At 71.0% G+C, this 13,669-nt stretch carries 11 protein-coding genes; 8 read left to right on the top strand and 3 right to left on the bottom strand.

Going from position 1 to position 13,669, the window contains the following annotated elements:
- Window positions 1-116 precede the first annotated feature (116 nt).
- Window positions 117-800, top strand: a complete 684-nt coding sequence (locus tag ACIA77_RS42975) for a response regulator transcription factor (protein WP_395891924.1) — start codon at window positions 117-119, stop codon at window positions 798-800.
- Entirely contained in the window at window positions 793-2,265 is a 1,473-nt protein-coding gene (locus tag ACIA77_RS42970) for a sensor histidine kinase (RefSeq protein WP_395891923.1), read from the top strand. Before ACIA77_RS42975 ends, ACIA77_RS42970 begins: the two co-directional genes overlap by 8 nt.
- Window positions 2,266-3,348: 1,083 nt before the next feature.
- Here the strand turns inward: ACIA77_RS42970 and ACIA77_RS42965 are convergent.
- Window positions 3,349-3,834, bottom strand: a complete 486-nt coding sequence (locus ACIA77_RS42965; protein WP_395891922.1) for a hypothetical protein — start codon at window positions 3,832-3,834, stop codon at window positions 3,349-3,351.
- 608 nt (window positions 3,835-4,442) lie between these two features.
- Here ACIA77_RS42965 and ACIA77_RS42960 point away from each other — a divergent pair.
- The gene (locus ACIA77_RS42960) at window positions 4,443-5,684 is read left to right on the top strand and encodes a dicarboxylate/amino acid:cation symporter (RefSeq protein ID WP_395891921.1); all 1,242 of its coding nucleotides are present in this window, start codon (window positions 4,443-4,445) and stop codon (window positions 5,682-5,684) included.
- A gap of 150 nt (window positions 5,685-5,834) precedes the next feature.
- Here the strand turns inward: ACIA77_RS42960 and ACIA77_RS42955 are convergent, their stop codons facing one another.
- Window positions 5,835-6,044, bottom strand: a complete 210-nt coding sequence (locus tag ACIA77_RS42955; protein ID WP_395891920.1) for a molybdopterin-binding protein — start codon at window positions 6,042-6,044, stop codon at window positions 5,835-5,837.
- A 359-nt stretch (window positions 6,045-6,403) separates the two neighbouring features.
- Here ACIA77_RS42955 and ACIA77_RS42950 point away from each other — a divergent pair, with 359 nt between their 5' ends.
- Window positions 6,404-7,666, top strand: coding sequence for an SLC13 family permease (locus ACIA77_RS42950; protein WP_395891919.1), 1,263 nt, complete (start codon window positions 6,404-6,406; stop codon window positions 7,664-7,666).
- Window positions 7,663-8,148 carry a universal stress protein gene (locus ACIA77_RS42945; protein WP_395891918.1) on the top strand — a complete coding sequence of 162 codons (486 nt, stop codon included), beginning with the start codon at window positions 7,663-7,665 and terminating at the stop codon, window positions 8,146-8,148. Before ACIA77_RS42950 ends, ACIA77_RS42945 begins: the two co-directional genes overlap by 4 nt.
- Before the next feature lie 22 nt (window positions 8,149-8,170).
- Here ACIA77_RS42945 and ACIA77_RS42940 read toward each other — a convergent pair whose 3' ends face one another.
- On the bottom strand, window positions 8,171-9,046 hold the full coding sequence (locus ACIA77_RS42940) for a LysR family transcriptional regulator (protein WP_395891917.1): 876 nt from the start codon (window positions 9,044-9,046) through the stop codon (window positions 8,171-8,173).
- A gap of 71 nt (window positions 9,047-9,117) precedes the next feature.
- On the opposite strand from ACIA77_RS42940, the gene ACIA77_RS42935 reads away from it, so the two are divergent.
- From ACIA77_RS42935 to ACIA77_RS42925, 3 genes are all read left to right on the top strand, one after another.
- Window positions 9,118-10,131: an SDR family oxidoreductase gene (locus ACIA77_RS42935; protein ID WP_395891916.1), complete on the top strand. Its 1,014-nt coding sequence runs from the start codon at window positions 9,118-9,120 to the stop codon at window positions 10,129-10,131.
- Window positions 10,132-10,462: 331 nt separating this feature from the next.
- Window positions 10,463-12,622, top strand: coding sequence for a N,N-dimethylformamidase beta subunit family domain-containing protein (locus tag ACIA77_RS42930; protein WP_395891915.1), 2,160 nt, complete (start codon window positions 10,463-10,465; stop codon window positions 12,620-12,622).
- 42 nt (window positions 12,623-12,664) lie between these two features.
- A complete protein-coding gene (locus ACIA77_RS42925; RefSeq protein ID WP_395891914.1) occupies window positions 12,665-13,666 on the top strand; it encodes a sugar ABC transporter substrate-binding protein in 1,002 nt (333 codons plus the stop codon).
- Window positions 13,667-13,669 lie beyond the last annotated feature (3 nt).

Raw genomic sequence — 13,669 nt, 5'->3', positions numbered from 1 at the left:
TCCCCGAACTTCGCCTGTGGTGTGTGGCGATCATCGCGGGCTCGGCCTGAACGGTTCCTGAACCGACCTGAAGAACCCTTCAGGTGCGCTCGGCGGCGTCTGGGAAGATCGGGTTCATGAGGGTGCTCGTGGTCGAGGACGAGCGGCGGCTCGCCGAGACGCTGCAGTGGGGGCTCGAAGCCGACGGTTACGCCGTGGACCTCGCCCACGACGGCGAGACGGGGCTGGAGCTCGCGCAGCTGCACCCGTACCAGGTCATCGTGCTGGACATCATGCTGCCGAAGCTGAACGGCTACCGCGTCTGCGCCGCGCTGCGCGAACGGGGCGTCACGACGCCGATCCTCATGCTGACGGCCAAGAACGGCGAGTACGACGAAGCGGAGGCGCTCGACACGGGAGCCGACGACTTCCTGAGCAAACCGTTCTCCTACGTCGTGCTCACCGCCCGCCTGCGCGCGCTCGTGCGCCGCGGCCGGGCGGCCGCGGTGGCGACGCTGACCTTCGGCGACCTCGTGCTCGACCCCGCGAAGCGCACGTGCCGGCGCGGCGGCACCCCGGTGGCGCTGACGACGAAGGAGTTCGCCGTCCTGGAGTGCCTGCTGCGCCACGACGGCCACGTGGTCGCGAAGCACGAGATCCTGGAACAGGTGTGGGATCTCGCGTACCGGGGCGACCCCAACATCGTGGAGGTCTACGTGAGCGCGCTGCGGCGCAAGCTGGACGCGCCGTTCGGGCGGCGCACGATCGCGACCGTGCGCGGGGCCGGCTACCGGCTGGTGGGCGACGGGTCCGATGAGTAGGGCGTGGCCCGAATCCGTGCGGCGGAGCACGGCGCTCGCGGCCGTGCTGCTGGCCGTGGTGGTGTTCGGGCTGGGCTGGTGGGGGATCCGGCAGTTCGTGTCGACGCAGCTCTCGCGCAACGCGGTGAACGCGACGCGCGCGGAGCTCGACCGGCTGGCCGAGGCGTATCGGCTGGGCGCGCTCCCGTCGGCCGGGCTCAACGGGGACGCGATGTTCGAAGTCGTCGCGGACTCAGGGCGGGCCGTCGTCCACAGTGCGAACCTGAGCCGCCTCGACCCCGCGTGGCGGCCGCTGCCGCCCGCCCCGCGCGGTGCGGCTCCCGGCTGGGAGACGACCACCAGCGCGACGCTGCGTCCGGGAGAACACCCGCAGTGGCGTGAATACCGCACATACACCGTCGTCGGGACGGTGGTCTCGGACGTACCGGCCGCGTTGGTGGAACCGCTGGGGCGGTCGGGGTCCACTGTGGACGCGGAACTGACCGGAGCCGCGGGCCCGCGGTACCGGTTGACGCTCTACCTGTACGTGCTGCCCTGGAACACGCTCGGCACGCTGGGGCTGTTCGACGACACGCTGCGGGTGTTCGTGCCCGTTGCGGTGCTGCTGACGGGGCTCGTCGCGTGGTTCGCGGCCGGGCGCGCGCTGCGGCCGGTGGAGGCGATCCGCTCGAAGCTCGCGGAAGTGAGCGGCAGCCGGCTCGACCGCCGTGTGCCCGTGCCGCGCTCGAAGGACGAGATCGCGCGGCTGGCGCACACGACCAACGACACGCTCGACCGCCTGCAACGCAACCACGAGCAGCAGGAACGCTTCGTGGCCGACGCGAGCCACGAACTGCGCAGCCCGCTGGCCAGCCTCCGCACCGGCCTGGAGGTCGCACTGGCCCACCCCGGCCGCGCCGACTGGCCCGCCGTCGCCGAACGCTCCCTCGACGACGTCCGGCGCCTCCAGCGCATCACCGCCGACCTGCTGCAGCTGGCGGTGGACCAGGGCAGCGCACCCGCGTCGGACCCGGTCGACCTCGCCGACGTGGTGCGCGAGCAGGTCGCCGAACGCGCCTTGTCGGCCGGGCCGGCGTTCCGGTCCTTCGTGGACGGCCCGGCTGTGGTGCCGGGCGAACCCGTCCAGCTCGAACGCCTGCTGCGCAACCTCCTCGACAACGCTGCCCGCCACGCCGCGTCGTCCGTCACGGTCACCGTCGGCCGCACCGGCCCCGACATCGTCCTCGAAGTCCTCGACGACGGCCCCGGCATCCCACCCGCCGACCGCGAGCGGGTCTTCGACCGCTTCGCCCGCCTGGACGACGCGCGCACCCGCGACTCCGGCGGGTCCGGCCTGGGCCTCACGCTGGCCCGCGACATCGCCCACCGCCACGGCGGCACCCTCACCGCCGAAGACTCCGCCACCGGCGCCCGCCTCGTCGCCCGCCTCCCGGCAGCCGATGCGGAGGCGAGTGAGACCGAGTGAACGGCTGAGGCTCGGGCTCGCGCCGCCTTGCCCGCGCAGCGGCGTGCTGGTGCTCGCGCGCTTGTCCTTCCGGCGCACGGCGCTTACGCGGTCGCGCATCGCGTTCACGGTGCCTTGCGGACTTAGGCTCTACCGCCGGCGAGGCGGCCGATGTCGCTCGGACCGCGGTGTCCACCGCGCTTTGGCCAAGCCGCTGTGAGCCCGGCGACGCTGGCTGGGCCGGCGGTCGTTGCGCCGTGTCTCGCTGGCCGTCGACGGCGCGGCTGATGCAACAAGGCCCACGGTGTTCGCCGTGACTCTGACTCCGTTGTCTCGCGCGAGGGGAAGGCGTCGGCGCTTGTGCCGTGGTCCGTCAGCCGCCGATGAGGCGGCTGGTGTGGTTCGGCCGCCGTAATCGCGGCGAGGGTGCTGGGCCGGCGGTCCTTGCGCCGGGTCTCATCAGCCCTCGACGGCGCGGAAAACACCACAAGGCCCACGGTGTTCGCCGTGACTCTGACTGCGCTGTCGCGCGCGTGGTGAAGGCGGCGGTCCTTGTGCTGTGTCCCGTCAGCTGCCGATGAGGCGGCTGGTGTGGTTCGGCCGGCGTAATCGCGGCGAAGGTGTCTGGGCCGGCGGTCCTTGCGCCCCGTCTCGTTAGCCGTCGACGGCGCGGCTGATGAGACTGGGCCTGTGGTGTCCGCGGTGACTCTGACTCTGCTGTCGCGCGCGTGGTGAAGGCGGCGGTCCTTGTGCTGTGTCCCGTCAGCTGCCGATGAGGCGGCTGGTGTGGTTCGGCCGGCGTAATCGCGGCGAAGTTGCCGGGCCGGCGGTCCTTGCGCCCCGTCTCATTGGCAGTCGACGGCGCGGCTGATGAGACTGGGCCTGTGGTGTCCACCGTGACCCTGAATCTGCTGTCCAGCGCGCGGTGAAGGCGCCGGCGCTGTGTCCCGTCAGCTGCCGATGAGGCGGCTGATGTGGCTCGGCCCGCGGTGTTCGCCGCGGCTTTGGCCCGTCCGCCGTGGCTGCGGCGAAGGGCGGTCCTTTCGCTGTGTTCCGTCGAATGCGGCGCGACCACGGTGAGTACCGGCGCCGCGGCTCGCGAGGTCAGGGGGTCGTCGACGTGGTGCTGGTGGAGCCGCCGCAGACGTTGAGCGCCGCGCGGATCGACGAGGCGACCTGGCCGGCTGCGGAGCGGACCGCGGCGGTGTCGAGCGGCTGGGTCGTGAGCGCGGTCTGGAGCTGACCGACCGCCGTGCCGGCCGCGTCGAGGTCGGCGCGCGCGTTCGGGCCGAGGGTGTTGCGGGCCGAGTCGAGGGCGGAGGCCAGGTCGCGGCCGGCGGCGGCGACCTGCTCGCGGCTCGTCTGGCCGGCGACGAGCGCCTGCACCTGACTGGTGAGGTTGCGGGCCGCCGTGCTGACCGCGGCGCAGTCGGCGCCGGTCGGGCCGGTGGTGGGTGAGGCGGTGGGTGCGGGGGCAGGGGTGGGCGTCTGTCCACTTTGGCCGCCCCCGCACGCGACCGCGATCGCGGCGACCGCGGCCACGACCGCCGCGGCCCCGGTGCGCGCTGTTCGCCGTGTGGGTGCGCTCACGAGCGCTCCTCTCCCGCCGCGGGCGACGTGGCCTGGGCTCCTGTCACCCCATCGTCAGGGCGGCGGCGGCCGGGCTGCCTCGCCTGATCCGGGTGACCTGTCCGCCGCGCGCACACCGAACCCGACCGAAGCCGAAACAACCTCCCCAAGCTCGCGCCCTGGCGCGGAAATCCCTACCCGGCCGTGAAAACGGCAGAAGCTCCACCCCCTCCGGTGAGGAGCGGGTGCACGGAACCCGGATTGACCAGGCAAGACGCAGGATCTCCCGCTGGGTCGTCCGGCCGCGTGAAAACTCCTCGACAAGCGCTGAGCGCACGGTTTCGGCCGCAGCGCTTCGCCTGAGCCGGCGAGCTCCCGGATCTGACTCCGGTTCGCCTGTCAGTGACCTGGTGAACACAGGAACGGCCGGCAGTGGCGGGAGACGGTGTACGCACGTCGACGTGCGTCAGCGCCGGTGGTTCCAGGCCGAACCCGGCCGGAGTATCGCCATCGCCAGGTCGGCCGGGCTTCGCCGGTCAAGGCGGTCTGGCATGTCGATCCCGCACGGGGCATGCGCATCCCGCATGACGTGCCGCCCCGCGTGGCGCGGCGGGTCAGACTGCGGGGCCATGTGGACATCAAGGAAGATGCCGCCACTGGGCGTGCAGGTGCTGGCGGCACTGGTGATCGGCGCGGTGCTCGGGTTCGCCGCTCCCGCGGTCGGTGAGCAGCTCAAGGTCGTCGGCGACGCGTTCATCCGGTTGATCGAGATGAGCATCGTCCCGCTGATCTTCCCGTTGATCGTGGTCTCCATCGCGCGGCTGCAATCGGCGAAGGCGGTGGGCCGGATGGCCGGCAAGACGATCCTCTACTTCGAGGTCGTGACCACCGTGATCCTGGCGCTGACGCTGCTCGCCGCGTTCCTCAGCGGTGTCGGCAAGGGCACCGACCTCGATGCCGTCACCCCGGCCGGGACGAGCAGCATCCAGAAGTCGGTCGACTTGAAGGACCTTTTCGTCGGCATCATCCCGGACAACTTCTTCGCCGCGCTGGCGAAGGGGGAGCTGTTGCCGATCCTGTTCTTCGCCGTGTTCCTCGGCCTCGCCTTGACCAAGATCGGGGACAAGGCCAAACCGGTGGCCGCCGTGCTGGACGGGCTCGCGGACGCCATGTTCCAGGTGATCACCTGGGTGGTGCGGCTGACCCCGCTCGCGGTGCTCGCGTTCGTCGCCTACAACACCGCGCACTACGGCTGGAACCTGGTGGTGAAGCTGGCGCTGTTCGTGGTCGTGAGCTACGTGGCCGTGGCGCTGGTGTTCCTCGTGATCTTCCCGCTCGTCGGGGTGATCTGCCACGTGCCCTACTTCCGCATGCTGCGGGCGATCGCCGACCTGATCTTCCTGTCGTTCGTCAGCCGCAGTTCCGAGGTGGTGCTGGCTCCGTTGATCAAACGGCTGGACGGCTTCGGCGTCGACCGCACCGTGTCCTCGTTCACGCTGCCCCTCGGCTATTCGTTCAACGCCGACGGCGCCACGCTGTACGAAGGCCTGGCCGTGGTCTTCCTCGCGCACGCCTACGGCGTCGAACTGACCCCGGGCCGGCTGGTGACCACGATGCTGGTGCTGATGCTGCTGACGAAGGGGATCGCGGGCGTGCCGTCGGCGTCCATCGTCGTGCTGTTCTCGGCCTCCGCGGCCATCGGCCTGCCCGCGCAGGGCGTCGCGGTGCTCCTGGCGGTCGACTTCGTGATCGACATGGCCCGCACCGCGCTGAACGTGACCGGCAACGCGCTGGCCGCGGTGGTGGTGGCCAAGTCGGAACGGCTGTTGCGCTCCCCGGACCACGACACCGCCGTCGAGCCGATCCACTGACTGTGCTTGGCCGGCACGATGGACAATCGGCCCACGCGGCGGCGCCGTGCGATGCTCCGGCCGCGCACAGGTGGAGACCCTTGCGCTGAGGTCGCGCGGCACGGCTGCGTTCCTTTGTGGACACCCCGAGAACGAGGAAGACGTACGGGATCAGTCCGTACTGAGCAACACCTCGGTGGATTTGATGATGGCCGTGACCGGCGAGCCCACGGCGAGGCCCAGTTCGGTGACGGCTTCCTTGGTGACCGACGCGGTGACTTCCTGGCCACCGTCCAAAGTGATCTTCACGATCGACATGACGGCGCCGGTCTCGATCTCGGCGACCTTGCCGGTGAGCTGGTTGCGCGCGGACAGGGGCATGTCAACCTCCACAATGGATCAGCCCTGCGTGGCCGGCCAGGAAGGACCAGCCGCATCCGTGCCGACCGTGCGCCGGCGATGAAGGAGCGGTTCGGACGCACCTCGGGTAAAGCTCGACCGAGTCAGACACGACGTAGCACACCCTAAACCGGACGCCACACGGTGCGACGGCATCTTTTTTGCCGGTCTCGCCTCCGGCTGTCACCATGAGCCCCGGGCCCCTCCCGGCTGTTCTCACCTGACGACATGCGCCACGAGCGCGACACCGATCGACGCACAGGTGATCGATGGACGCGATACCGGCCTATCATCCCGTCTACCTGACCGTTCGCCCCGCAGACTGGGAGGGGGCCTGTTCGGTGACCGCCGCGCTGGCGGAGGCTCTGTCCGCCGTTCTGCTCCTGGCTGTGCTGGCGTGTGCGGTCATCCGCCCGTGGGGCTGGCCGGAGGCGCTCGTCGCGGTCCCGGCCGCCGGCGTGGTCATCGGCACCGGAGCGATCTCGCTGGACCACGCCCGTGCCGAGGTCGAACGGCTGGGGCCGGTGATCGGATTTCTGGCCGCCGTGCTGGTGCTGGCCCAGCTGTGCGACGACGAGGGGTTGTTCCACGCCTGTGGGACGTATCTGGCCCGCACCGCCGCGGGACGGCCGCGCCGGCTGCTGACGCAGGTCTTCGCGGTGGCGGCCGTGGTCACCGCGGCGCTGAGCCTGGATGCCACGGTCGTGCTGCTGACTCCGGTCGTGTTCGCCACCGCTGCCCGGCTCGGCGCCCGGCCCCGGCCGCACGTCTACGCCTGCACCCACCTGTCGAACACCGCCTCGCTGCTGCTGCCGGTGTCCAACCTGACCAACCTGTTGGCGTTCGCGGCGAGCGGGCTGAGCTTCACCCGCTTCGCCGCGCTGATGGCGCTGCCCTGGCTGGTGGCCATCGGCACCGAGTACCTCGTCTTCCGCCGGTTCTTCGCCACCGACTTGGCTGCCGGCGCCCTGGCCCCGCCCTCGGCCGAGAGTCGCGAGGTGCCGGTGTTCGCCCTGGTCACCGTGGTGTGCACACTGGCCGGTTTCGTCCTGACCTCCGCGCTCGGGGTCAACCCGGCGTGGGCGGCGCTCGCCGGCGCGGCGGTGCTGGCCGGGCGCGCCCTGGCCCGGCGCCGCACCACCCCCGTCGCGATCGTGCGCGCCGCGGCGGTGCCGTTCCTCGCGTTCGTGCTCGCGTTGGGCATCGTGGTCCGCGCCCTCGTCGACAACGGCCTCGCCTCGACGTTGAGCCACTTGATCCCCCACGGCAGCGCGCTGCCCGCGCTGCTCGCCATCGCGGCAGTGGCCGCCCTGCTGGCGAACGTGATCAACAACCTGCCCGCTGTACTGGTCCTGCTGCCCTTGGCCGCCCCGGCCGGATCGGGCGCCGTGCTCGCGGTCCTGCTCGGGGTGAACATCGGACCGAACCTCACCTACGCCGGCTCCCTGGCCACGCTGCTGTGGCGTCGCATCGTGCGCAAACACGACACCGACGTCGGCTTGGGGGAGTTCACCCGCCTCGGCGTGGCCACCGTCCCCGCCGCCCTGGTGCTCGCGGTACTGGCGCTGTGGGCATCACTCACGCTCATCGGAGGCCGACCGTGACCGTCATCGTCTGGATCGTCGAGGGCACCTGGCCCGCCTGCATCGACGCCGTCCGTGCCCACGCGCCCGAGGACACCGACGTCGTGCTGGTGCACGTCACCGGCTCCGAAGCCCCCAGCGCCGCCCACGGCGCGTACGCCGGCTTGCTCGGCCGCGCCCGGCCCGAACGCGACCCCGGCACGGCGGTGGAACACCTGGCCGCCGCCTCCGCCGAACACCTCCTCGCCGACGCGGCGTCGCGGCTGGGGCGCCCGTGTACCCGGAGCGAACGCACCGGACGGGTCGAGCGGGAGGTCGTGGCCGCCGCCGCGGGGGCGGACCTGCTCGTCCTCGCCCGCGACGGTGATCGCACCCGCCTCGGCCCGCGCAGCCTCGGTCCCGCCGGCCGGTTCATCGTCGACCACGCCCCGTGCCCGGTTCTGCTCGTCTGGCCCGAAACCGCCCCCGGCATCGACACCATCCCGGCCCCACCGCACCGGTAGCGGGGAGTTCTGACCGGATGCTTCAGACTTTTGCGTGCTGGGCAAGGACTTCCACGAACGCGGTGGTCAGCGGATCCGGCCCCGGCCGGCTGTAGGCGCTCAGCATCCGCCGCACCGGTCGTGCCGGGCGCAGCACCCGGCCGTCGAAGTTCGGGGGCAGCACGTTGGCCGGCACGAGCGCCGGGCCGAGGCCGGCGGCGGCGAGGATCGGGGCGGTGGCCGTTTGTTCGGTGCGCACGGCCGGGCGGGGCCGGAAGCCCGCGTCGGCGCAGGCGGCGTCGAGGATCTCCGCCAGGCCGTGGCCGGGGGCGTAGTGCACCCAGGCGCAGTCGGCCAGGGAGCGGAGGTCGACGGTGCCCGCGTGGCCCTCGGTGGCGCCGTCGGCGGGCAGCACGACGACGAACTCCTCCGCGCCGAGTTCGCGCACCGGGCCGTCCCAGGCGTCGGGGACGGGGCCGATGGCGATGTCCGCCTGGCCGGCCGTCATGGCGTCGCGGAGTTCGGTGGTGTGGCGGTGTTCGAAGAGGCGGACGTCGACGGCCGGGTGGTCCCGGCGCCACACCCGCAGCGCGGCGGGCAGCACGCCGAGGCTGACCGAGTAGACGGTGGCCACCAGCAGTTCTCCCGCCATCAGGCCGGACGCTTGCCGGGCGGCGCAGCGGGCGCGTTCGGCGTCGGCGAGGGTGGCGCGGGCGTGCGGGAGCATCGCGCGGCCCATCGGGGTCAGGCGGACCGAGCGCGGCAGCCGTTCCAGCAGCGGGCCGCCGACGTGCTGCTCCAGCGCCCGAACCTGGTGCGACAGCGCGGGTTGCGTGACGTGGAGCTGTTCGGCTGCGCGCGTGAACGACCCGGTGTCCACGACCGTCACGAGGTACTCAAGCTGCCGCAGGCTCGTCATGAGCGCAGTTTATCCTCGACCAAAGAACTATGCCTTGGACTTATTCATGCGTCGGGCACAGCATCGGAGGCATGAGCACACCACGCAAGGCCCTCGTCGCCGGCGCCCACGGGATCATCGGCCGCACCCTCACCGACCACCTGCGCGGCCTCGGCGGCTGGGACGTCGTCGGCCTGTCGCGGCGCGGCGGGCCCGGCTCGCTCGCCGTCGACCTGCTCGACTCCGCGGACACGAGCGCGAAACTGGCCGACCACCGCGACGCGACGCACCTGTTCTACGCCGCCTACCAGGACCGGCCGACGTGGGCGGAGCTCGTACCGCCGAACGTCGCGATGCTCGAGAACCTGGTCGACGCCCTCGACGGCAGCGCACTGGAGCACGTGAGCCTCATGCAGGGCTACAAGGTCTACGGCGCGCACCTCGGGCCGTTCAAAACGCCCGCGCGGGAGTCCGACGCCGGGCACCTGCCGCCGGAGTTCAACGTGGACCAGCAGGCGCTGCTGGAGCGGCGGGCGCCCAGCTGGTCGGCGATCCGGCCGTCGGTGGTGGGTGGCACGACGCTCGGCAACCCGATGAACCTGGCGCTCGTGATCGCGGTGTACGCGTCGATCACGAAGGAACTCGGGCTGCCGCTGCGGTTCCCCGGCAAACCGGGCGCGTACGACAGCCTCCTCGAGATGACCGACGCCGGCCTGCTCGCCGAGGCGACGGTCTGGGCCGCGACGTCGACCCGCAACGAGGCCTTCAACATCGCCAACGGCGACCTGTTCCGGTGGAGCGAGCTGTGGCCGAAGCTCGCCGCCTACTTCGAACTCGACACCGCGCCGCCGTTGCCGATGTCGCTCACCACCGTGATGGCGGACAAGGGCCCGCTGTGGTCCGAACTGGCCGCCGAGTACGGCCTGAAACCCGGCTACGACCAGGTTTCCGCCTGGCCCTTCGGCGACTTCGTGTTCTCCTGGGACTACGACGTGTTCGCCGACACGTCCAAGTCCCGGCGCGCGGGCTTTCACTCCTATGTGGACACAGAGCGGATGTTCTACCGGCTGTTCGACGACTTCCGGCGCGACAAGATCATCCCCTGAGCGCCGGCGCCCTCTGGCGCGACTGAAGCCCTGCCCCTCCGAAAGAGGAGCAGGGCTTCCTGCCGCCAGCTGCGTGGCACCTCCAGCGGCCACGGCAACACGACTACGTGGAGCAGGTGACCGGAGGACGTGAGCCTCCCGATGTCGAGCCGGATCGAGCGGCCGCCGGGTCGGCGCTGTAACGAGAACGTGACGAGCGGAAACCTCCTCGTAAATACGAGGTATTGCGTGGAAGTTCGGTCACCTGTACGGTCCCATCAGCCAGAAACCGCAGGAAGATCGTGGGCGTTGTTGTGTAAGTTCGGGCATGCGTCGGATGGGCGGAGTGTTCATGAGGTTGATCGGTTACCTGGACCAGCTGTCCGCCCGGCCGGGGGAGACGCTCCCGGTCCGGATCAGCGGTGACGGCGGGAAGGTCACGGTCGATCTCGTCCGGCTCCTGCACGGCGACACGAACCCGCTCGGTCCCGGCTTCCTCAGCACCGACGTGGCTTCCGTTCCCAGTCAGGTCGTAGTCGCGGCCGAGCAGGTAACACCGGTCGGTTCCTGTCTGCGAGCGGACGACGTCGTCCCGGCGGGCACCACGCGGCTGAGTCTCGGTGCGGTGATCTGGCCGACCACTGTGGACGCCGGCCGTGAACAGGGTGTGCTGACCGTGGTGGACGCGCGCGGTGAGCCCGTCGTCGCGGTGGCACTCGGCGAAACCGGCCGCCTTCGGCTGTCCACCGGTGACGGTGCGGTGCCGGTCGAGGCCGCCCGGCCACTGGCGAACCGGCGCTGGTACCGCGTGTCCGCCGAGGTCGGCACCGGCGGCGTGTCACTGGAAATCGTGCCGCTGGAGCCGTTCCCCGGCGACGAAACGCCGGTCCGCGTGAGCGGGGAGTCCGAAGTGGACCTTTCGGCCGCGAGCGGCGTGGTGGTCGCGGCGCTGCGCTGCCCGGCGGAGGGCACCCGATACTTCCCCGGTGCCGTCTTCAACGGCAAGGTCGAACGTCCGGTGGTGTCCTCCGGTGCCGACCTGCTCGCCGAGTGGGCGTTCGAGCGCGGTTTCGCCACGGACGCCGCCGAGGACGTCTCGGGCCGCGGCCGGCACGGGCGGCTGGTGAACAAACCGGCCCGCGCGATGACGGGGCACACCTGGACCGGCGAGGTGCAGGACTGCACCGCCGCGCCGGAGCAGTACGCCGCGATCCACTTCCACGACGACGACCTGATCGATGCCGGCTGGCCCGAGACGGCTCGCGTGGAGTTGCCGGCCGATCTGCCGAGCGGCATCTACGCCGTGCGGCTGCGCGGAACCACCCGCGACGGCGACGAGACCGACCACATCCCGGTCGTGGTGGCGCCGGCGAGCGGCGCGCCCCGTTCGAAGGTCGCCTACCTGATCCCGACCTTCACCTACCTGGCCTACGCCAACGAACGCCTCCAGCACCGGCTCGACTACGAGGCGGCCGGCATCACCGACCACCCGATCACGCCAGGAGCGCACGACGTCGCGCTCGCCGAGCACCCGGAGTTCGGCTCCAGCCTCTACGACCTGCACAGCGACGGCTCCGGAATCTGCTACACGAGCGCGTTGCGGCCGATCCTCAACCTGCGCCCGGACTACCGCATGTGGCTGCAGAACGCGCCGCGCAGCTTGGGTGCCGACCTCTACCTCGAGCACTGGCTCGTCCGAAGCGGCATCGAGCACGACGTGCTCAGCGACCACGACCTGCACGCCGACCCCGAGCACGCGCTGGACGGTTACCAGGTGGTGCTCACCGGCTCGCACCCCGAGTACTACAGCGGGGCGATGCTCGACGCGCTGCAGCGGCACGTCGACACCGGACACTGCCTGATGTACCTGGGTGGCAACGGGTTCTACTGGGTCACCTCGCAGGACCCGCACCAGCCGGCCGTGCTGGAGGTGCGTCGCTCGGGCGGGATCCGCACCTGGGAGATCCAGCCGGGGGAAGGCCGCCACTCGACCACCGGCGAGCCGGGCGGGCTGTGGCGCTGGCGCGGCCGGTCGCCCAACAAGCTCGCCGGCGTCGGGATGTGCAGCCAGGGCTGGGACGAAAAGGCCCCGGCGTTCGAGCGCACCCCGTTGTCCCACGAGCCCGAATGGGCCTGGGTTTTCGAAGGCATCGAGGAGAATCTCATCGGTGACTTCGGCCTGATCATGAACGGCGCGAGCGGCGACGAACTCGACCGCTGCGACTTCGCGCTGGGCAGCCCGCCGAACACGGCTGTGCTGGCCACTTCCCAGCGCCACAGCGATTTCTACCAGCTCGCCGTCGAGGACGTGCTGATGCTCGCCCCCGGGCTCGGCGGCAGCGAGTCCGATCTCGTCCGCTCGGACATGGTGCTCGTCGAGCGCCCGGGCGGCGGTGCGGTCTTCTCCGTCGGCTCGATCTGCTTCACCGGCTGCCTGCCGTGGAACGGCTACGACAACAACGTTTCGCGGCTGCTGCACAACGTGCTCGGCAACTTCGTCGCCCGCGTCTGACCAACGGTCCCCACCGGAATCCCGACTGCAGGGAGAACTCCCATGAAACAGCCCGTCCTATTCCGCCGGCTGGCCGGCGCCAGCGCGGCGGCCGTGCTGACCCTGTCGCTGGCCGCCTGCGGCGGCATCACCGCCGACAACGGCTCGGCGGCCGGCGGCCAGTCCTGCAAGCGCTCCACCGACAAAGTGATCGGCTTCGACTACCCGTTGACGTCGCTGTCGGTGTACGGCGACCTCAAGCGGTTCGCCGAGCAGCGCGCCACCGCGCGCGGGTACCAGATGAAGTACACCGCCGACGACGAGGACCTGCAGAAGCAGACCCAGAACGTGCAGACCTGGGTGACGCAGAAGATCCCGGCGATCGTGTCCTACCCGCTCGAGCCGGCGTCGATGGAACCGCTCGCGCAGCAGGCGCGGAGCAACTGCACGGTGTTCGTTTCCTACGCCTCGCCGCTGAAGAACCAGGACGCCTCGGTGCTGTTCAGCGGCCTCGAAAGCGGTCAGGCGCTCGGCAAGACGGCGACCGAGTGGGCCAAGCAGCACCAGGGACCGGTGAAGGTGCTCGTGCTCAACAACCGGGACCTCGCGGTGGGTGCGCAGCGCGACGATGGGCTGAAGGCGGCTTTCGCCGCGGGTGGCAACGTCGAGATCGTCTCCACGCAGAAGGCCGGTACTCGCGCGGACGGCGAGCAGATCGCCCGCACGGTCCTGCAGGCGCACCCGGACCTCAACATGGTGCTCGGCTACGACGACGACGTCGCCCTCGGCGCGCAGCAGGCGTTCCTCAACGCGGGCAAGAACCCGAAAGACCCGGGCATCTTCATCGGCGGCCAGGACGGGTCGAAGGAAGGCCTCCAAGCGGTGGCGCAGGGCGGGATCTACCGGGTCTCGGTCGCCGTGCGCATCCGGGACATCGGCTTCGCGGTCACCGACGTGGCGGCGGACCTGTTGGAGGGCAAGCCGAACAAGGGCGTGAACGTCCCGCCGGTCGCGCTCACCTCGAGCACCCCCTCGCTCAAGGACTACCTGAGCGACTACAGCTGAGGA

It is taken from the genome of Amycolatopsis sp. NPDC051903 (assembly GCF_044452505.1).
Classification (GTDB): domain Bacteria; phylum Actinomycetota; class Actinomycetes; order Mycobacteriales; family Pseudonocardiaceae; genus Amycolatopsis.
This window is presented reverse-complemented; position numbering and strand designations above follow the sequence as displayed.

Bases quoted from the DNA above. Each gene is read 5' to 3' on its own strand.
- ACIA77_RS42930 (WP_395891915.1), top strand. From the start codon at position 10,463: ATGAGGTTGATCGGTTACCTGGACCAGCTGTCCGCCCGGCCGGGGGAG.
- ACIA77_RS42975 (WP_395891924.1), top strand. From the start codon at position 117: ATGAGGGTGCTCGTGGTCGAGGACGAGCGGCGGCTCGCCGAGACGCTG.
- ACIA77_RS42925 (WP_395891914.1), top strand. From the start codon at position 12,665: ATGAAACAGCCCGTCCTATTCCGCCGGCTGGCCGGCGCCAGCGCGGCG.
- ACIA77_RS42935 (WP_395891916.1), top strand. From the start codon at position 9,118: ATGAGCACACCACGCAAGGCCCTCGTCGCCGGCGCCCACGGGATCATC.
- ACIA77_RS42970 (WP_395891923.1), top strand. From the start codon at position 793: ATGAGTAGGGCGTGGCCCGAATCCGTGCGGCGGAGCACGGCGCTCGCG.
- ACIA77_RS42940 (WP_395891917.1), bottom strand. From the start codon at position 9,046: ATGACGAGCCTGCGGCAGCTTGAGTACCTCGTGACGGTCGTGGACACC.
- ACIA77_RS42955 (WP_395891920.1), bottom strand. From the start codon at position 6,044: ATGCCCCTGTCCGCGCGCAACCAGCTCACCGGCAAGGTCGCCGAGATC.
- ACIA77_RS42960 (WP_395891921.1), top strand. From the start codon at position 4,443: ATGTGGACATCAAGGAAGATGCCGCCACTGGGCGTGCAGGTGCTGGCG.